This is a genomic window from Kitasatospora sp. NPDC057738 (genome assembly GCF_042798815.1).
Taxonomy (GTDB): domain Bacteria; phylum Actinomycetota; class Actinomycetes; order Streptomycetales; family Streptomycetaceae; genus Kitasatospora; species Kitasatospora lactacystinica.
The window spans coordinates 1-18,764 of the sequence record NZ_JBHVJT010000095.1 but is presented as its reverse complement, the minus strand read 5'-3'; the positions used below and the strand labels follow the sequence as shown (position 1 = coordinate 18,764).

General features: G+C 75.9%; 14 protein-coding genes. 7 read left to right on the top strand and 7 right to left on the bottom strand.

The genetic code is table 11. The features are described 5' to 3' along the window. Positions 1-89 precede the first annotated feature (89 nt). From ACFVGO_RS35310 to ACFVGO_RS35290, 5 genes are all read left to right on the top strand, one after another. The gene (locus tag ACFVGO_RS35310; protein ID WP_380636212.1) at positions 90-1,682 is read left to right on the top strand and encodes a serine/threonine-protein kinase; all 1,593 of its coding nucleotides are present in this window, start codon (positions 90-92) and stop codon (positions 1,680-1,682) included. A gap of 377 nt (positions 1,683-2,059) precedes the next feature. Further along, a complete protein-coding gene (locus tag ACFVGO_RS35305) occupies positions 2,060-2,878 on the top strand; it encodes an AfsR/SARP family transcriptional regulator (protein ID WP_359913702.1) in 819 nt (272 codons plus the stop codon). Between the two features lie 59 nt (positions 2,879-2,937). Continuing rightward, a complete protein-coding gene (fabG, locus tag ACFVGO_RS35300; RefSeq protein WP_359913699.1) occupies positions 2,938-3,726 on the top strand; it encodes a 3-oxoacyl-ACP reductase FabG in 789 nt (262 codons plus the stop codon). A 63-nt stretch (positions 3,727-3,789) separates the two neighbouring features. Then, the gene (locus ACFVGO_RS35295) at positions 3,790-6,090 is read left to right on the top strand and encodes a condensation domain-containing protein (protein ID WP_380636210.1); all 2,301 of its coding nucleotides are present in this window, start codon (positions 3,790-3,792) and stop codon (positions 6,088-6,090) included. Between the two features lie 67 nt (positions 6,091-6,157). Then, positions 6,158-6,592: an SRPBCC family protein gene (locus tag ACFVGO_RS35290; protein ID WP_380636208.1), complete on the top strand. Its 435-nt coding sequence runs from the start codon at positions 6,158-6,160 to the stop codon at positions 6,590-6,592. Between the two features lie 75 nt (positions 6,593-6,667). Here ACFVGO_RS35290 and ACFVGO_RS35285 read toward each other — a convergent pair whose 3' ends face one another. The 6 genes from ACFVGO_RS35285 to ACFVGO_RS35260 all read right to left on the bottom strand — a co-directional run bounded on the left by ACFVGO_RS35285 (position 6,668) and on the right by ACFVGO_RS35260 (position 12,812). Continuing rightward, positions 6,668-7,834, bottom strand: a complete 1,167-nt coding sequence (locus ACFVGO_RS35285) for a YncE family protein (protein WP_359913692.1) — start codon at positions 7,832-7,834, stop codon at positions 6,668-6,670. Between the two features lie 399 nt (positions 7,835-8,233). Then, a complete protein-coding gene (locus ACFVGO_RS35280; protein ID WP_380354039.1) occupies positions 8,234-8,881 on the bottom strand; it encodes an RICIN domain-containing protein in 648 nt (215 codons plus the stop codon). Beyond that, on the bottom strand, positions 8,881-9,522 hold the full coding sequence (locus ACFVGO_RS35275; RefSeq protein WP_380636207.1) for a hypothetical protein: 642 nt from the start codon (positions 9,520-9,522) through the stop codon (positions 8,881-8,883). Before ACFVGO_RS35275 ends, ACFVGO_RS35280 begins: the two co-directional genes overlap by 1 nt. A gap of 150 nt (positions 9,523-9,672) precedes the next feature. After that, positions 9,673-10,698 (bottom strand): LuxR C-terminal-related transcriptional regulator, encoded by a 1,026-nt coding sequence (locus ACFVGO_RS35270; protein WP_380636205.1) that lies wholly within the window; start codon positions 10,696-10,698, stop codon positions 9,673-9,675. Between the two features lie 166 nt (positions 10,699-10,864). Further along, on the bottom strand, positions 10,865-11,746 hold the full coding sequence (locus ACFVGO_RS35265) for a hypothetical protein (RefSeq protein ID WP_359913680.1): 882 nt from the start codon (positions 11,744-11,746) through the stop codon (positions 10,865-10,867). Between the two features lie 124 nt (positions 11,747-11,870). Then, complete coding sequence (locus tag ACFVGO_RS35260; RefSeq protein ID WP_380636203.1) at positions 11,871-12,812, bottom strand: TIGR01777 family oxidoreductase; 942 nt, start codon at positions 12,810-12,812, stop codon at positions 11,871-11,873. Positions 12,813-13,047: 235 nt separating this feature from the next. On the opposite strand from ACFVGO_RS35260, the gene ACFVGO_RS35255 reads away from it, so the two are divergent. After that, positions 13,048-14,313, top strand: coding sequence for a cytochrome P450 (locus ACFVGO_RS35255; protein WP_380636202.1), 1,266 nt, complete (start codon positions 13,048-13,050; stop codon positions 14,311-14,313). 27 nt (positions 14,314-14,340) lie between these two features. Here ACFVGO_RS35255 and ACFVGO_RS35250 read toward each other — a convergent pair whose 3' ends face one another. Further along, positions 14,341-17,607 carry an ATP-binding protein gene (locus tag ACFVGO_RS35250; protein WP_380636200.1) on the bottom strand — a complete coding sequence of 1,089 codons (3,267 nt, stop codon included), beginning with the start codon at positions 17,605-17,607 and terminating at the stop codon, positions 14,341-14,343. Positions 17,608-17,855: 248 nt separating this feature from the next. Here ACFVGO_RS35250 and ACFVGO_RS35245 point away from each other — a divergent pair, with 248 nt between their 5' ends. Beyond that, entirely contained in the window at positions 17,856-18,707 is an 852-nt protein-coding gene (locus ACFVGO_RS35245) for a class I SAM-dependent methyltransferase (protein ID WP_380354060.1), read from the top strand. Positions 18,708-18,764 lie beyond the last annotated feature (57 nt).

Below are 18,764 nucleotides of genomic sequence, written 5' to 3'. Positions count from 1 at the left end.
CCGCGGCCATCGGCCCGAACCGGAACCGCCCGTCCCGGCGGTACCGTCTGGCGTGGAGTACGGACGGGCGCGGCGAGGGGAGAGTCGGCGTGGAGGCACTGGGGGACGGGGATCCCCGGCAGGTGGGCGAGTACCGCCTGCTGCGGAGACTCGGTGCGGGCGGAATGGGCCGGGTCTACCTGGGCCGGACGGCGGGCGGCCGCACGGTGGCGGTCAAGCTGGTGCACGAACAGTTCGCGGCGGACCGGGAGTTCCGGGTGCGGTTCCGCAACGAGGTGGCCGCCGCCCGACGGGTCGGCGGCCGCTGGACGGCCCCGGTGCTGGACGCGGACACCGAGGGCGCCCAGCCCTGGGTGGCCACCGGGTACGTCGCCGGGCCCTCGCTGGCCGCCGCCGTACGGGAGTTCGGCCCGCTGCCCGTCGCCGCCGTCCGCTCGCTCGGGGCGGGGCTCGCCGAGGCACTGCAGGCCGTGCACGCCCAGGGGCTGGTGCACCGGGACGTCAAGCCGTCGAACGTGCTGCTGGCGCTGGACGGCCCGCGCCTGATCGACTTCGGGATCACCCGGGCACTGGACGCGGCGACCGCGCTCACCCGGTCCGGCTTCGTGGTCGGCTCCCCGGGCTACCTCTCCCCCGAGCAGGCCGAGGGGCGCAGCGCCGGGCCCGCCTCGGACGTCTTCTCGCTCGGCGCCGTACTCGCCCATGCCGCCACCGGCACCGCGCCGTTCGGCTCGGGGGTGAGCGCGCCCGTCCTGCTCTACCGGGTCCTTCACGAGGAGCCGGAACTCGACGTGTCCGACCGGGAGTTGCACGCCCTGCTGACGGCATGCCTGGCCAAGGACCCGGCCCGCCGGCCCACTCCCGCCCAACTGCGCGAGCGGCTGACGGCCGCCGACCCGACGGCGGGCGAGCGGCTGGAGCGACGGGAGTGGCTGCCGCCCGCGATCGCCGCCGCGCTGGCCGCGCTCGCGGTCGAACTGCTGGACCTGGACAGTGACTCTCCGGCCCGACCCGGCGCTCCCACCGGGCAGTTCGGCCCGGCGGAGCCGTGGCACGCCGCACCGCCGACCCCGGGGACGCCGGCCCCCGGAACGCCCACGCCCGAGCCCCCGGGCACGCCGACGCCGTACTCCCCGACGCGGCCCCCGCCGTACCGGCCCCCGTACGCGCCCCCGCCGCAGCCGACCCGCGGCCGGCCCGGCCCCGGCGTGCTGCTGGTCGCCGCCGTCCTGGCCGTCGCGGCGGCCGGCACCGCGGTGGCCCTGGCCGTGCGCGACAACGGCACCGGCGGCAACGGCACCGGCAGCACCCCGCCCGCCGCCACCTCCGCCGCCCCGACGCCGGGCGGCGAGATCCCGGCCGCTTTCCTCGGCTCCTGGCAGGGCGACCTGGGCAGCCAACAGACCCTCGTCAAGCCGGACTTCTCGATCACCATCGCCCAGGGCCGGACCAACGACCCGGTCGCGCAGATCCACAACAACGAGGGAGCGGGCACCCGCTACTGCGACGCGACCGCCAACCTGGTCCAGGCCACCGCGGACCGGGTGGTGCTGCGCACCGCCCCGATGAGCACGCTCAGCGGCTGCGCCGCCGTCCCGTACGACCAGGTGTACACCCGCAATCCGGACGGCAGCCTGCACCTGCTGGTCGGCGGCTTCTCGGGCGACCTGCGCAGGAAGTAGCCCCCGGTTCCACTCGCGGCGGGGGGGGGGCCCCCCCCCCGGGGCGCCCCCCCCCCCCCCTCCCCCCTGTCCCCCCCCGCCGCTGCCGTCCGCCGGAAGCCGCCACCAGAGCGCCCGGAACCCCGCTCGACGGGCACTTGAGGAATCCGGCCACCGCCGCCGGGCGCAACTAGGGTGCGACGCGTCCACCCCACCATCCCGCTGACTCGAACGCCCTTCCGCACGAACGAGGTTGCCGTCCCCGCGGCGCACCGCTCCCTCCACCGGGTCCACGCACCACGGGTCCCCGCGGCAACGAGTCCCCGCCTTCACACGTCACCGGCTCCACGAGTCCCCGACCCCCGAGTCCCCGACCCCCGCACGAGAGGAGAACCGCCATGCACCTCAGGGTCCTCGGCCCCCTCACCGCCGACCTCAACGGCATCTCCGTCGTCCCCACCGCCGCCAAGCAACGCCAGATCCTCGCCCTCCTGGCGCTCTACCCGAACCGGATCCTGCCGACGGCCACCCTGATCGAGGAGATCTGGGGCGACGACCCTCCCAGACAGGCGCTCACCACCATGCAGACGTACATCCTGCAACTGCGCCGCCGGATCACCCAGGCCCTCGGGCCGACCCCGCACACCACCGCCAAGGACATCCTCACCACCCGGCACGGCGGCTACCAGCTCACCACCCACCCGGACAACCTGGACGTCCACACCTACAACCTGCTGACCACCCAGGGCCAGCACGCCTTCAACCACGGCCAGGACCACCAGGCCGCCACCCACTTCCGCCAGGCCCTCGCCCTCTGGCACGGACCCGCCCTGGTCGACGTCCGGCCCGGCCCGATCCTCACCATCGAGATCATGCGGCTGGAGGAGAGCCGGCTGGTCACCCTGGAACGCCGCATCGACACCGACCTGCGGCTCGGCCGGCACAACGAGCTGATCCCCGAGCTCACCCACCTCACCCACCAGCACCCGCACCACGAGGGCCTGCACGCCCAGGCCATGGTCGCGCTCTACCGGGCCGGCCGGCAGACCAGCGCCCTGACCACCTACCACCACCTGCGGCACCGGCTGACCAGCGAACTCGGCATCCAGCCCTCCCCGCACCTCCAGCACCTCCAGCACGCGATCCTCACCCTGGACCCCACCCTCAACACACCCACCACGGCCCACCCGACCACCTACAACCTGTACTCGGCCTGAGCCCCGTCCGGACGGCCGTCCCCACAGACCTCTCCCAGCCCTCACCCACAGGACGCGTCATGACCACCGCACCCGAGAAACCCCTCGCCCTGATCACCGGCGGTACCCGCGGCATCGGCCTCGCCATCGCCCGCGAACTCGGCAGCCGCGGCCACCGTGTCTTCATCTGCGCCCGCACCGCCAAGGACATCGACCAGGCCCTCGCCACCCTGCGCGACGAGGGCCACCAGGCCCACGGCCTCACCTGCGACGTCCGCGACCCCACCCAGGTCGGCGAACTGATCCGGCACGCGGTGGCCGAGCACGGCCCGATCAGCGTCCTGGTCAACAACGCCGGCCGCACCGGCGGCGGCCCGACCGCCACCACCACCGACGACCTCTGGTACGACGTCATCGACACCAACCTGAACGCCGTCTTCCTGGTCACCCGGGAGACCCTCCGGCACGGCCACATCACCACCACCACGCACCCGCGGATCATCAACATCGCGTCCACCGCCGGGAAGCAGGCCGTCACCCTGGGCGCCCCGTACACCGCGAGCAAGCACGCCGTGATCGGCTTCACCCGGGCGCTGGCCAAGGAGCTGGCACCGACCGGCACCACCGTCAACGCCATCTGCCCGGGCTACGTCCAGACCCCGCACACCGCCAGGATCCACCACGAGTACGCGACCGCCTACAACACCACCCCCGAGACCATCCACCAGCACTTCACGACGCACATCCCGCTCGGCCGCTACACCACGCCCGAGGAGGTCGCCTCGCTGGCCGGCTACCTCACCAGCCCCACCGCGGCCAGCATCACCGCCCAGGCGCTGAACGTCTGCGGCGGGCTCGCCACCCAGTAACCCCCGGCGCGATCCTGGCCGGCCCACGGGAAGGATGAGGGCTCCGGTGCCCGCTGATCAGCCATGACGAACCGTCAGTTCTCCAGCGCACCCGTCACCTTGCGGGTGACCGGCGCCCCAGCGCCCTGCCTGCCCGTCGGCCGTCCGCCCGGGCCGCTGGACGCGGGGGCGGTGCGCGCCGCGCTGGCCGGAACCGCCGCCCGGCCCCGGCAGACCGCCCAACGGCGCGGCCGGGCACCGGAGTTCGTCCTGGTCCAGCTGCACCGGACGTACCCGGCGCAGGCCCTGCGCGCCGCGCTGCGGACCGTCGCCGCCGAGGACTCCGCCGGGCCCGCGACGGAACTGTTGTGGCAGCGGACGGTGGACGGCCCGGAGGCGCTCGACCAGCTGCTCGCCGACCTCGGGCGCAGCCTGGCCGCCGGTCCCCGGCTGCGGGCGGTGCTGGTCGAGGACGCCGGCCACGGCAGTGCCCCGGGCGGCGGCCGGCGGCTGTTCGTCGGCATCGCGTCCGGCCCGCCCGCACGCGCCGCCGGGGTGCTGGAGGAACTGCGCGAGGCGCTGGCGCACCCGCCGGAGCCGGTCACCGTACCGACCAGCGCGCTCCAGCGGGAGCTGCTGCGCCAGGTCATCGACGCGGCCGAGCCCGCCGGGCGGCACGTCGAGCAGCTGTCCTGGCACTGGCACGGGCCACTGGACACCGAACGCTTCACCGCGGCCTGGCAGTCCGTCTTCGACCACGAGACGGTGCTGCGCGCCGCCTTCGACTGGGACGAGGACGGCACCGACGACCCCTGGATGGTGCTGCACGAGCACGCCGCCCCCGAGGTGACCCGGCACCGGCACGACGCCACCGACTGGAAGGACCTGCTCGCCGCGGACCGCCGGCGCGGCTTCGACCTGCGCCGCCCCGCCCTGCTGCGCGCCACCCTCGTCGACGACCCGCCGCACGCCGAGGACGGCCCCGCCACCAGGGTGCTGCTCACCTATCACCACGCGATGCTGGACGGCTGGAGCGTGCGGCTGCTGCTCCAGTCCTTCTACCGCGCCTACCTGACCGGCGGCGTCCTGCCCGGCGGCGAGCGCCGCCCCGACCTGCGCGACCACGCCCGCTGGCTGGCCGGCCGCGGCACCGACGCCGCACGGCAGTTCTGGTCCACCCGGCCGCCCGCCACCCCCGTCCTGCCGCTCGCCCCCGATCCGCACCGGCGCGGCAGCGGCCGGGCCCGGCGCCGCCTCACCCCGTACGAGGCGGTCCGGCTGCGCGGCTGGGCGGCCGCCTGGGGCGCGGGCGAGAGCAGCGCGCTCCAGGCGGCCTGGGCGCTGCTGCTGTACCGCGCCGAGCAGAGCGACCGGCCCCGCCGCCCGGCCCGGGCGGTACGGGTCGGCTTCGCGGTGACGGTCTCCGGCCGGGGCATCCCGCTGGACGGCATCGACCGGCTGCCCGGCGCCCTGCGCAACCCGCTGCCGATCTCCGTCCGGGTGCAGCCGGGCACCACCGTGCCGCAGCTGCTCGCGGCGCTGCGCGACGGGGTGCTCGACCTCGCGGCCTACGAGTGGGTCGCACCCGGCCAGGCCCACCGCTGGACACCCGGCGCGCGCGGGCAGCGGCCGAACTCCCTGGTCGTGCTGGAGCACCGGCCCGCCACGGCGCACCACCTGCGGCTGGAGACCGACCTGGCCGCGCACGGCATCCACGTGGAGAGCCCCGTCCCGGCCGGCACCCTCACCTCCTACCCGATCACGCTCGCCGCCCACTACGACGCCACCGGCGGGCTGGTCCTCACCACCACCCACGACCGCGCCCTGCTCGCCGACCGGGACGCCGCCGAGCTGCTCGACCAGAGCACCCACCTGCTGCGCTCCTTCCCGGACCTGCCGAGCGGGCTGGGCACCACCGAGGTCCTGCGGACCACCCTGGCCGGCCGGCCGGCGCCCCGGCTGGGCGAGCCCGCGGACACCGGCTCCCCGGGCGGGGATCCGGCCGCCCCGGCGGTTCGGCTGGACATGCTGCGCCGGGCCGCCCGCCCGGGCGCGGGCTGGGTCCTGCTGCTGCCCCCGACCGGCGCCCCGCACACCCGCTACCCCGGCGCCGCCCGCGGCTGGCCGGGCCCGCAGGCCCTCGGCGTGCTGCGCCCCGCCGGGGGCGACCCGCCCGCGACCGCGTACCGCCCGGTGCTCGGGCCGCTGCTGGAGTCCCGCGCGCCGATCGCCCTGGTCGCCCCGCCGGGGCTCGGGGTCACCGCGTGCGAGATCGCCCGGCTGGGAGCGCCGGCGCACCACCCGCCGCTGGTGGTGCTGCTCGACCGGGGCGGCGACCTGGCCGCGGTGGCGGGCCTGCTGGGCGAGCTGCCGCGGCGTCGCTAGAGCCGCCGCGACGTCGCTGGAGCCGCCGCGCTGCGGCCCGGGGCCGGCCGCGGCTAGGGTGACGACCGTGGCCCGCTTCGTCCTGATCCGCCGTACGCCGCTGCCGCCCGCCGAGTGCTGGGAGCGGCTGACGGCCTGGTCCCGGCACGGGGATCGGGTGCCGTTCACCCGGGTCTCCGTGGTGCGCGGCACCGGCCGGGCGGCGGGCGACGTCGTCCTGGCCCGGACGGCCCTGGGACCGCTGCGCTTCGACGACCCGATGGAGCTCACCGGGCTGGTCACCCCCGGCCCGGGGCGGGACGGGCGGTGCCTGCTGGTCAAACGCGGCCGGCCGGTGCGGGGCTGGGCCGAGCTGCGGGTCCGGGCGGTGGGCGGCGGCAGTGCGGCGGTCTGGACGGAGGAGCTGACGGTCGCCGGCGTGCCGCGACTGCTCGATCCCGTCCTCGCCCGGACGGGGCGCCTGGTCTTCGGCCGGGTGCTGGACGACCTGCTCGGCGCGTAGGCGGCCGGGCCGGAACGGGCACCCGCCGGGTCGTCGGGTGCCTCTGCTTCCCGGCCCGTCGGGGCCGCGGCGGTGTCAGCGGGTGATGATGTCGAGGCCGGCGCGCACCCCGACGGTCGGGGAGATGTCACCGGCGAGGTAGAGGGTGTGGCCGTCGGGGCCGAGGCTCAGGGTGGCGGTCAGTCCCACGCTCGGCGGGTAGGCGGCCTCGGCGGGGACGAGGGCACCGGCCTCGGTGTCGTAGGAGAGGATCACGCTGGAGTAGTACGGGCCGGGTGGGAACGGTGTGCCCGGGCCCATGATGCCGGAGCTCTGGCTGACCACGTAAAGGCGGCGCCCGTCCGGGCTGATCACGGGGGCCCGCAGGGATCCGTGCCCCGGCGCGAAGTGGAAGCCCGAGGTGACCGTGTCGGTCGCGGTGTCGACGATGTAGTCGGAATCGGAGCCGCCGATGCCGTACAGCGTGCTGCCGTCGGGGCTGAGGACCGCGCTGCCGCCGGCCCCGTGGCCCTCGGTGAAGGTTCGGACGGTGGTGAGCGAGGTGGGGGTGGCGGCCAGGTGGACCAGGCCGGCCGCGGTGGTGACGTAGGCGTCCTGGCCGTTGGGGCGCAGGACGATCGAGCCGACACCGAAGTCGGCGAGGTCGAGCGAGGCGGTGAACGCCCGGGCGGCGGTGGAGTAGGCGAGGACGCGGCCCGGCCGGGCGCCGTAGCGCTGCTGCGGCCCGCGCTGGGCTAGGTAGACGCCGGCGCCGTCGGGGGCGACCACGAGGGAGCCGACCGTGCCGGGCACGTACCCGTCGGGGCGCGGCTGGTCCGGGATCGGGACGTCGGCGACGACGGTGTCGTCGGCGGTGTCGACGGTGACCAGGCGGGAGGTTCCGACGGCCGCGTACAGCCGGGTGCCGTCCGGGCTGACGGCCAGCGAGCCGACGTAGGTCCACGGGGTCGTGGACAGGGTGAGTCGGGTGGTGATCGCACCGGTCGCGGTGTCGACGACCTTGAGGACCGTCGTGCGGCCGCTGTCGTTGTCGATGACCCCGACATAGGCCTTGGCACCGTCGGGGGTGACGGCGGCGACCGGGGCCGACCACCCCACGGTGACGGTGCGGGCGGTCCCGGCGGTCACGGCGCTCCCCACGGCCCCGGCGGTCGCCGGCTGCGCCGCGGCGGCGGCCCCGGGCACGAGCGCCAGCAGCAGCCCCGCGCCGGCCGCCGCGCCCAGCCAACGGGCCCTTCTCATGAGCGATTTCACGAGTTCCTCCCCTTGTGCGCACGATGCGTTCGCATCGGCGGCCGCCAGCGTACGAGGTGGCCGGAGCGCGCCGGGGCGGCCTCGGGGGAGCTGGGCGACAAACGCCGACCCGCAGTAGACGCCGCGTCGAACGTTCCTACGGCACATGACAGGGCGCAGCACGCGCAGGCCCCTACGCCGGGACCGGCGCGGTTCGCGGCTGCGCCGCGGGCGCCCGGCGTCGCCCTCTCCCCCGCTCGGCGGCGGCGGTGCGAGAATCCCCGCTCGGCGTCGGCGGTGCGAGACTCCCCGTCCGGAACGGTCGGCTCGTCGGCGGGGCGGCCGTTCCGTCCGGCCCCTTGCGGGGTCGAAGCGGCCTGCCCCGCCGACGGTGTCACGGACGGGTGATCAGACGGCCTGGAGGTAGAAGAGGTCCGGCTTGCCGTCCTGGACCACCTGGCGGATCTCGTCGCTGTGGTCCGAGGCGGCGACCCACTTGCCGGAGTGCTGGGCCTGCAGCGCGATCAGGTTGGTGCCCGCCACCTTCGCCACCCGGAACGACTGGTTCGCGGGGATGTCGTCGCCGCAGCCGACCGTGAGGATCCAGGTGCCGCTCTCCGTACCCCACCGGTCGACGGCCATGCACCAGCCGCGCCAGGCGTCCTGGAAGTACACCAGATCGCTGCCGTCGGAGGTGTGCTTGCGACAGACGCGCCACTTCTGGTTCGACTCGTTGCCCCAGAAGTACTGGATGATCGAGCCGTGGTTCCCGGAGGAGAGCGCGACGGTCAGCGGCCGGCTGTTGCCGGCGGTGTTGATGCGGTAGAGCCCGGGATCGCAGGAGTAGCTGCTCGCCGGATCGCCGGTGAGGGCGCCCGCCGACGCGGGGGCGGCCAGGGCCACGGGGGCGGCGGTGAACAGCAGGGCGCCGGCGGCGGCCACCGTGCCGAGGACGTTCAGCGGGCGGCGGGCGCGGGAGCGCTGACGGTGCGGGTGGGGCATCGTGGACTCGCTTTCGCAGTGGGCGGGCCGGACGGGTTCGGTGGTTCTGGTCATCAGCAGACGAGCCGCGCGCGGGCGGCCGCGCGCAGGGAACCGGGGGTCTCCGGGTGGGCACAGGAGACGGTGCCCAGCTCCGGGACGTCGAAGGTGGTGAAGGAGCCCGGGCCGTTCGGGCTGGTGTTGATCCAGTAGCCGGTACTGCCGGCGCGGGCACAGACGTAGCGCACCCACTGACCGGTGACCTTCCGGGTGCCGCGGTAGAGGCCGTAGTAGCCGGGGCTGTTGAAGTTCACGGTCTCGCTGATGGTGGTGGTGCGGGTGGTCGACTGGGAGTCGGACACCGAGAATCCGACCTTGACGCTCACCTTGGCGAAGATCGCCTTGAATTCGGTGCCGATCTCGACGCTGGAGTTGACCGTGGTGCTCACCGAGGTGACCTCGCTGAGGGTCTTGGTGTAGCTGCCCGTGGTGCCCGGGACGATCGCGACCGCGAGGAAGTCGGTGATGGTCGGCTCGACCCGGACCGAGACGATGTCGTCCCAGTAGACGTCACGGGCCGGGTCGCAGGTGATGGTCGGCGGTACGGGATCGGCGTGCGCGGGCGCGGCGCCGAGGCCGAGTCCGGTCACCGCGACGAGCGCGGCGACCCCCGAGGTGACGACGGTGCGCCTGGTGCGCCTGGTGCGCGAACTCATGAGCATGCTCCTCCGGTGGAAGGGGTGCGCTGCGAGACGCCATGTACATGACGTGAACCTCGTGAAGGAAATCTTCACGGTCGCGGCGGGCCCCCTCCATCCCAGATTTCTGGGGGGCGCGTGGCGGGGCGCACTCGACCGGGGCGCGGGTCAGAGCCCCTCGCCGAGCATGATCCGAGCGATCAGCTCCTGGCGGCTGCCCACGCCGGTCTTGGTGAAGACCGACTTCAGGTGGTCCTGCACCGTGTACGGCGTCATCGCGAGCAGCCGGGACACGTCCCGGGTGTCGCCGCCGCGCACCAGCAGCAGTGCCACCTCCTGCTCACGGGCGGTCAGCCCGAACGCGGCCAGGTGGAGCGGTATCACCTCGGCCGGCGAGGCGAGCGAGGCCACCACCGTCACCGCGTCCTCCGCCCCGCCACCGCGCAGTGCGGCCCCGTGCAGCAGGTACCACCGCTCGTCCCTGGTCCGCACCCGCACCGGGAGCTGCGGTACGGCCAGCCCGTGCGCCGTCCGGCGGGCATGCTCGGCGGCCATCGCCACGCTGGTCGGGACGGTGAGGGAGCTCGGAGTGGGGTCGGCCAGCCGGGCGAGCAGTTCCTCGGCCGGCCCGGACCGGGCCTGCAGCCGGTTGCGGCGGTCGAGCACCAGCACGGCCGGCCCGGGATCCGCCTCCACCGGCACCCCGGCCGGCACGTGGCACGCCCTCAACGCATGGCCCAGGTGCCGGGCGGCGATGTCGGCGAGCTCGCGGTGTCGCTCCAGGTAGGGGCCGCGGTCCGGGGCCCGCAGGAAGGCCGCGCACCCCCACATGCCGCCCGCCGCGTCGAACACCGCCCGCAGCTCGTCCCCGAACCCGGCGGGCGCGACCTGCTCCCGGAACCGCACGCTCTCCTCGATCCGCCCCCGGGTCGCCCGGCTCAGCGTCTCGGCGTGCACCCCGCTGCGCCGGATCTTGGGAAAGGTCGCGACGTCGTCCGCCCACACTTCGAGGCGTACGGCGTGCTCGAACTCGTCGAGGGCGAGGTCCTCGCTCTGCACCGAGTTCACCAGCCCGGTGGCGGGGTCCGCGGTGTGCCAGCACACCGCGTCGAACTCCAGCACCGGGCGCAGCAGTTCATCCGCCCGCCGGAAGACCTCCGAAGCCGTCAGCCCCGCCCCCGCGAGCTCCCTCATCCCCTCGATCGCCGACCGTGCCGCCACCCCACGAGCCCTGCATCGCCCCATGCCGGGAAGCTAGCATGCCGTTCGCACTCGTACCCACGCGTCCGGGCACGCCGGCCTCCCGCGCACGGAGGTCCGGGTCCGCACAGGATGTCATATCGTCAGAAATGCTCATGGATCATCTGCTTCGCTCTCCGCGCCGCACTCGGGCGGAGGTCCGGCGCCAGTCCAGGTACTGCTGGCGGACGTATGCGCGCGCGTCGTCGCCGTCGGCGGTGACGCCGTCGTGCTCGGTCAGGTGCCCGGCCGCGATCCATGCCCCCACCACCTGCCCCATGTCCTCGTCACCGTCCGCCAGCGCCAGGCGGTCGGCCCGGGCGGCGGTGCGCAGCAGGTACTCGCGCCGCTTGCGGGGCGGGCTCTTGGCGGTGCTGCGGCGGGCGGCCAGGTCCTTCTCCTCCTCCTCGACGCCCGGGGCGTCCGCGTAGGCCTGGGCCGCCGTGGGCACCGGACCGGCCGGCACGGTGCGCACCGGCCGGGACGGCAGCGGCGGCAGCCCGCGGACGTGGAGCACCTCGTTCGCGAACTCCGGCCGGTCGACGGGGAGTCCGCGCCGGCCGAACACGGCGAACAGCTCGGCGAGGGCGCGCGGTTCGGTGCCGCGCGGCAGGTCGTCCCCGGTGACGCCGATCCGGCCGAGCTGCGGGCCCCAGAACCGGCCCGGCGGGTCCGCGAGGCGCAGCCGGAGGGTGACGTGGTGGCCGCTGGTCTCGACCTCCTCCCCGAACTCCATGGCCAGGCCGCGGATCTCCGACCAGGGGTAGCGGCGCGGAACCAGCAGCCGGACCAGGGTGAGGCCCTGCTCGTCCTCCCGCAGCCAGCAGGTGTGCGGCACCGCGACGGCCACCGCGACGGCGATCAGCGCCCCGATCAGGGTGGCCTCGCCCGGGCCGGTGGCACCGGATCCGACCAGCGCGGGCATCGCCACCACGGCCAGCACGAGGCCGATCCCGATGTTGCCTCCCCACTGCCGCATGAACGCCAGCCGTACCGTCCGCATCCCGCCCCCTGCTGTCCCCGGTGTGTGGCTCCACGCTCCCGGGAGCCGCCGGGCCCGGGCAAGCGTCGGCGGAGAGCTGTGACGGCCCCGTGACGAAGCCTCGGCGCCGCGCTTCGACGGCCGGCTACCGCCCGCGCAGCCGCCGGACGAGGTTGCGGGCGGCCTCCGGCCAGCTCGGGTGGTCGAAGGCGAAGCCGGCGTCGAGCAGGCGGGTCGGGACGACGCGCCTGCTCTTCAGCAGCAGCTCGGTGTCGGAGCGCAGCGCTAAGGCGCCCAGCTCGGCCATCCAGCGGGTGGCGGGCAGGGCCAGCGGCATGCCCCAGGCGGCCCGCAGCTCGCGCATGAACTCGCGCTGGGGCAGCGGGTTCGGGGCGGCGAGGTTGACCGGGCCGGTGAGGTCCTCGCGGGCGATCAGGAACTCGACGGCGCGGGCGAAGTCCCGCTCGTGGATCCAGGAGACGTACTGGGCGCCGCCCGCGACGGGGCCGCCGGCGCCGAGCCGGGCCAGCCAGGAGAGCGCGTCGAGGGAGCCGCCGCGTTCGGGGCCGAGGACGGCGGCGGTGCGCAGCGCGACCCGGCGGGTGTGCGGGGTGTCGGCCTCCGCCTGGGTGCGCTCCCAGGCCCGGGCGACGTCGATGCTGTGCCGCCAGGCGGGCGGGGCGTCGGGCTCACTGCCGCCGATCAGGCCGTCCCGCTCGTCGTTGGGGGCGTCGTGGCGGTGGGCGTAGACGGTGGCGGTGCTCATCTGGAGCCAGGACGCGGGCGGGCGGCGGGCGGCCGCGACGGCCTCGCCGACGACCCGGGTCGACCGCACCCGGGAGTCCATCATCTCCTGCCGGTTCGTCTCCGTGTAGCGGCAGTTGATGCTGCTCCCGGCGAGGTTGAGCACGACGTCGGCGCCGTCGATCTCCGCCGCCCAGGTGCCGAGGGTCCGCCCGTCCCAGCCGACCTGCCGGGGCCCGGCGGGCCTGCGGCTCAGTACGACGACCTCGTGTCCGGCGGCGGTCAGGCTCCGGTCGAGCAGCGCCCCGAGCGCACCCGATCCGCCGGGAATGACGACCTTCATGGGCTCCCCCTCGTGCCTCGGTTCCTCGGAACCAGCCTAGCCCACCCTTCTGAACGCGTTCAATTCCACTGCTCGATCCGTTGCCGCTCGATCCGTACTCGGACTCGCCGCCCGACCCCGGGCGACCCCAGGCGACTGAAACCGTGCTGAAACCGCGTTGAAGGCGGACCCCGGCAGGCTCCTGGCCATCGGAAAGCCCGCCACGAGGCGGCAGAGCGCTGAAGGAGCACCCGGCATGACCACCACCCCCGTCCGGCTCACCCCCGTCCGGCTCACCCCCGAGGACATCGAGAACCCCGCCGGCGCCTACGCCCGCTTCCGCGGACAGCGCGAACTGCCCCAGGTCGTCCTGCCCGGCCTGGACACCCCGGTCCGGCTGGTCACCCGCTACGCCGACGTCAAGGCCGCCCTCACCGAACCGCGGCTGGTCCGGGACCGCACGGGCATCGCCACCCCGGCCGGCACAGAATCCGACCCGCAGGACGAACTGATGGCCGCCGCCTTCGACGGCTTCCCGGCCGAGTACGCCAAGTACCTCTCCGGCCACCTCGCGCTGTTCGACGGCGAGGAGCACGCCCGCCGCCGCGCGCCGCTGACCCGCGCCTTCACCGCCCGCCGGATCGCCGCCCTGCGCGGCTTCGTCGAGCGCACCGCCGACGAGCTGCTGGCCGACCTCGCCGCCCGGGACGAACCGGCCGACCTCCTGGGCGAGTTCGCCTACCCGCTGACCACCCACCTGGTCTGCGAGCTGGTCGGCGTCGAGGAGGCCGACCGGCCCCGGGTCTGCGACTGGATCCGCGACTTCGCGTACGGCGACGGCAGCCGGATGATCGAAGGCCTGGTCGGCATCGTCGACCACGTCAGGGAACTGGTCGCCCGCCGCCGCTCCGAGCGCACCGAGGACCTCGTCTCCGCCCTGGTGCACGACACCCGCGAGGGCGAGCAGCCGCTGGACGAGGACGACCTGATCTCGATCGTCGTGCTGCTGATCAACACCGGCATCACCCCGCCCGCCCTGTTCCTCGCCCACGGCCTGCTCGCCCTGTTCGACCACCCCGACCAGCTGGCCCGGCTGCGCGCCGAGCCGAAGCTGCTGGAGCGGGCCGTCCCCGAACTGCTGCGCCACATCACCCTGGTCCGGATCGGCGCGACCCTGTACGCGGCCGAGGACTTCGAGTTCGCCGGGACGGCGCTGCGCGCCGGCGACCCGGTCACCGTCGCCCTGCTGGCCGCCGACCACGACCCGCAGGAGTACGGCGAGGCGCCCGAACGCCTCGACATCACCCGGGAGTTCGGACGCGGTGACGGCCACCTGGCGTTCGGCCACGGCGCGCACTACTGCCTGGGCGCGGCCCTCGGCCGGCTGGTCACCTCGGTGGTGCTGGAGCAGGTGGTGATCCGGCGGCCGGAGGCGGCGCTGGGAGTCGCCCGGGACGAGCTGGAGTTCGGCCACTGGCCGGCCGACGGCTTCCACCTGCTGCGGCTGCCGGTGCGGCTCTGAGCGGCTGCCGTCGCGGCGGGCCGGGTCTCAGGCGTCCGGACCGCACGGTCGGACGCCCGCCAGTCGGCGGGCCTCGGCCGCCAGGGCGGTGCGGTCCGCCGCCCCGTACTCGGCGATCGCCCGACGGCACTCCCCCGGGTCGGCCCGCTCGGCCTCGGCCCGGGCCTCCGCCGAGCCCATGGTCGGCCGGAAGTTGCGCAGGCAGCGGAACCGCTCGGCCAGCACGACCAGCCGCACGCCCGCCCTGGTCCGCTCGGGATCGCCGTCGCGGGCGCCCCGGTCCAGCGCCGCCAGGCCCAGTGCCAGCAGCAGCGCCCCGGCGAGCGGGCCCTCCACCAGGGCGGCCGGCCGGTCGAGCAGTTCGGCGAGCCGCTCCGGGAGTCCGGCGGCCAGGGCGGCCACCCGGTCCGGCTCGCCGTGCCGGGCGTGCGCGGCCACGCAGGCCGCCACCAGCTCCAGCGCCCAGGACGGGTCGGGGAGGGGCACCGCGGGCGGCTCCGCACCGCGGGCGAGCAGTTCCGTGGGCAGTTCCGCGGCACACGCGAGCAGTTCCGCGGACGGCTCCGCGGCACGCGCGACCATGGCGGCGGACCGCCGCCACAGCGCCAGCCCGGTCCGCACCTCGCCCCGGGCGAGGGCGATCTCCGCCCGGGCGCCCAGCTCGGGGGTGAGCAGGTCGACGGCATCGGCCGGCCGGTGCCGCAACGCCAGCTCCAGCCAGTGTTCGGCACCGTCCGGGTCCCCGGCCTGCAGACTGCCGATCACCATGCCCCAGCGCAGGCCCAGCATGTCGCTCCAGTCGCCGAGCCGGTCCAGCTCGGCCATCGCCGCACGCAGCAGCGGCAGCGCCTCGGCGCTGCGCTCGCCCTGCAGGTGCAGTTCGCCGAGGCGGGCGAGCGCGAGCACCCGCAGCCAGGGCACCGGCAGCGCCTCGACGGCCGCCAGCGTCCGCCGCGCCGAGGCGGTCGCCCGCTCCGTCTCCTGGGCGCGCTCCCACCGGTAGCCGGCCACCGCCTCGGCCACACCGGCGAGCAGCGGTTCCGGGGCGGCGCACAGGACTGCCAGCGCGCCACCGTCCGGGCGGCCGTCCAGAGCGCTGTCCGGACCGTCCGGCGTGGAGCCCAGCACCTCGGGGACGGCCGCCATCACGGTGGCGATCGCCCGGACCGGGGTGTCCGGCGCGGCCGGGGGCAGCCGGCGCAGGGTGGCGAGCAGGCGCAGCGCGCCGGTGCCGGTGCCGAGCCCGCCGCCCGCGGCCAGCAGGGTGTTGACGGTGCTCAGCGCGGTGAGGGTGCGCACCGGCTCCAGCAGTTCGGGCCCGGGGCGCAGCCGGGAGACCGGGCCGCCGGTGTCCTCGGCGAGGGCGAGCAGCCGGACGTAGTTGCCCTCGGCGGTCCACAGCCCGGCGAGGACGGCGGCGGTGGCGGCGACCGTCGGCCCGTCCCCGGCGGCGAGGGCCAGGCGCAGCGCGCGGACCAGGTTGTCCTGTTCGGCCCGGACCAGCCGCCACTGCGGCACGGCCGCCGGGCCGAACGGGCCGTCGTGGTGGGCGATGCCGAACTCCCGTGCCCAGGTGAGGAATCCGGCGGTGACGGTCTCGTCCTCCGCCGCCTTCGTCCGCTCGGCCGCGCCGAACTCGCGGACCGTCTCCAGCATCCGGAACCGTCCGCCGCTCGGGGTGTCGGCCAGGCGCAGCAGGGACTGGTCGACCAGGTCCTCCAGGACGGCCAGGACGTCGGCACCGGTGCTGCCGGCGGCGCCGAGCAGCCGCTCCGCCGCCTCGGCGGTGAAACCCCCGGGGAAGACGGACAGCGCGCGCAGGGCGGCCCGGCCCGGCGGGTCCAGCAGGTTCCAGCTCCAGTCGACCACGGCCTGCAGGGTGCGGTGGCGCTGCGGCGCGTCGCGCGGTCCGCCGCGCAGCAGGGCGAAGCGGTCGGCCAGCCGGTCGGCGATCCCGGTCACCGTCAGCACCCGCACCCGGGCCGCGGCCAGCTCCAGCGCCAGCGGCAGCCCGTCCAGCCGGGCGCACAGCCCGGCGACCGGACCGGCGGGCAGCTCGACGTCGGGCCGGGCCGCGCGGGCCCGCTGGGCGAACAGCTCGACGGCGGCCGCCCGGTCCAGCTCGGGGAGCAGGTACAGCGATTCGGCGGAGATCCCGAGCGGCGTGCGGCTGGTGGTGAGCACCCGCAGGTCGGGGCGGGCGGCGACCAGCGCCCGCACCAGGTCGGCGACGCCGCGCACCACCTGCTCGCAGTTGTCCAGCACCAGCAGCACCGGCCCGGGGCCCAGGGCGCCGGCGATCCCCGCCCGGTCCCCCGTACCGAGCGCGGCCGCGACCGCCCCGGCCACGTCCTGGTCGGCGGCCACTGCGGCGAGCGGCACCAGGTGCACCACCCGCTGCTCCGCCGCGCGTGCCACGGCGGCGGCCAGCCGGGTCTTGCCGAGCCCACCGGGGCCGACCACCGACACCACCCGGGCGGCGCCCAGCAGCTCCGCCACCGCGGCGAGGTCGGCTTCCCGGCCCACCAGGGCGTTCGGCTCGTGCGGCACCCCGCGCCGCACCGGCGCCGCCTCGCCGCGCAGCAACTCCTGGTGCAGTTGCCGCAGTTCGGGGCCGGGGTCGGCGCCCAGGGTGTCCCGCAGGCCGCGGCGGTAGCGGTCGTACCGGCCGAGCGCGGCCGCCGCCCCGGCCGTCCGGGCCTCGCTGCGCAGCAGTTCCAGCAGCACCTCCTCGTCCCTCGGCTGCCCGGCGGCCTCCCCGGCGAGCGCCTCGACGGCCTCCGGGTGCCGCCCGGTGCGCGCCAGCGCGAGCGCCCGGCCACGCCGCAACGCCCGGCGGGTACGGTCCCGTTCGACGCGCAGCGCGGACGCCGGGTCCGTCCCGTCGGGGTCGGCGGGCCCGCTCTCGCCTTCCCAGAGCTCCAGCCCCGCCTCGGCCTCGGCGAGCGCCCCGGCGTGGTCCCCGGCCCGCGCCTTCTCGGCGCAGGCGGCGGCGTGCAACAGCACGGCGGAGGCGTCCACCCGCTCCTCCCCGAGCCCCAGCCGGTACCCGGTCGGCGTGCTGACGATCAGGTCCGCCCCGAACTTCGCCCGCGCCCGCGACACCAGCACCTGCAGCGCCTTCTCCGGCCGCTCGGGCCCGTCCTCCGGCCACAGCCCGTCCAGCAGGCTCCCCCGGCCGCACCCGCCCCGCACCTCCCGCGCCAACAGCGCGAGCAGCCCCCGCAATCCGGGGGCGGTGACCTCCTCGCCCCGGCAGGAGACGGTGGACAGTATCCGCAGTTCGATCGTCACCGCGTCAGGCTAGCGACCACCCACGGGCCGGCGTCGCCGGGCTCCGTGACCACCCGCCCGCGCACCGGTCCTGATCCCCGGTCGGCGGACGTGGGCCTTGTGCCGCGGCACTCCGGTGCCTAGGGTCTCGATGTATCGGTTCGATACATCGCACCGATACATCGTGCCGTCCGGGTCGGGTCGACCCCGGTCGGCCGCAGCGCGCTGTGCCCCCACCCGGCACAGACCGCCGATCCGAAGGAGCTTCGATGACGGGGACCGACCGCACCACCGGGCACCACCAGGACGCCGAACCGGGCCACCTGCGCACCGGGCAGCCGTCCGCACAGGACGAACGGCGGCTGCACAGCTCGTCGTTCGGAAGGGCGGCGGTCGCCTACGCCGAGCACCGCCCGGACTACGCGCGGGCCGCCGTGCGCTGGGCCCTCGAAACCGCGCCGGGCCCGCGGGTGCTCGACCTCGGCGCCGGGACGGGCAAGCTCACCGCCACGCTGGTCGCGCTCGGCCACGACGTCGTGGCGGTCGAACCCGACCCGGCGATGCTGGCCGAGCTGCGCGGCACGCTGCCGGACGTGCGCGCGCTGGCGGGCAGCGCCGAGGCGATCCCGCTGGCGGACGGCTCCGTCGACGCGGTGGTGTCCGGCAACGCCATGCACTGGTTCGACATGGACGTCGCGGGCCCGGAGATCGCCCGGGTCCTCGCGCCCGCCGGCGTGCTGGCCGGACTGTGGAACGTCTTCGACGACGGAGTCGACTGGGTGGCCGGCCTCGCCCGCGTCACCGGCCCCGCCGCCATCGGTCCGCGCGACGTGCCCGCCGGCTGGCGCACCGAGACGGCGCGGATGCACCTGCCCAGGTCCGGCGGGGGCGCGTGGTTCGACTCGCCGGAGCAGGCGGAGTTCCCGCACGGGCAGCAGCGGACCGCGGAGTCCCTCGCCGCCACCCTCGCGACGAAGGCGGGCGTCCTGGTCATGCCGGAGCAGGAGCGGAAGGCCCTGCTGGACGCCACCCACGCCTATCTCGCCGACCGACCGGAGACCGGCTCCGGCGAGTTCACCCTCCCGATGCTGACCAGTGTGCTGCGCGTCCGCCGGATGTGAGCCCCGCCGCCGCGCCCGTCCGACGACCGGCGGCCCCCGCTCCCCGGTGATCCGGGG

Bases quoted from the DNA above. Each gene is read 5' to 3' on its own strand.
- ACFVGO_RS35305 (WP_359913702.1), top strand. From the start codon at position 2,060: ATGCACCTCAGGGTCCTCGGCCCCCTCACCGCCGACCTCAACGGCATC.
- ACFVGO_RS35245 (WP_380354060.1), top strand. From the start codon at position 17,856: ATGACGGGGACCGACCGCACCACCGGGCACCACCAGGACGCCGAACCG.
- ACFVGO_RS35295 (WP_380636210.1), top strand. From the start codon at position 3,790: ATGACGAACCGTCAGTTCTCCAGCGCACCCGTCACCTTGCGGGTGACC.
- ACFVGO_RS35255 (WP_380636202.1), top strand. From the start codon at position 13,048: ATGACCACCACCCCCGTCCGGCTCACCCCCGTCCGGCTCACCCCCGAG.
- ACFVGO_RS35285 (WP_359913692.1), bottom strand. From the start codon at position 7,834: ATGAGAAGGGCCCGTTGGCTGGGCGCGGCGGCCGGCGCGGGGCTGCTG.
- ACFVGO_RS35275 (WP_380636207.1), bottom strand. From the start codon at position 9,522: ATGAGTTCGCGCACCAGGCGCACCAGGCGCACCGTCGTCACCTCGGGG.
- ACFVGO_RS35265 (WP_359913680.1), bottom strand. From the start codon at position 11,746: ATGCGGACGGTACGGCTGGCGTTCATGCGGCAGTGGGGAGGCAACATC.
- ACFVGO_RS35280 (WP_380354039.1), bottom strand. From the start codon at position 8,881: ATGACCAGAACCACCGAACCCGTCCGGCCCGCCCACTGCGAAAGCGAG.
- ACFVGO_RS35260 (WP_380636203.1), bottom strand. From the start codon at position 12,812: ATGAAGGTCGTCATTCCCGGCGGATCGGGTGCGCTCGGGGCGCTGCTC.
- ACFVGO_RS35270 (WP_380636205.1), bottom strand. From the start codon at position 10,698: ATGAGGGAGCTCGCGGGGGCGGGGCTGACGGCTTCGGAGGTCTTCCGG.
- fabG (WP_359913699.1), top strand. From the start codon at position 2,938: ATGACCACCGCACCCGAGAAACCCCTCGCCCTGATCACCGGCGGTACC.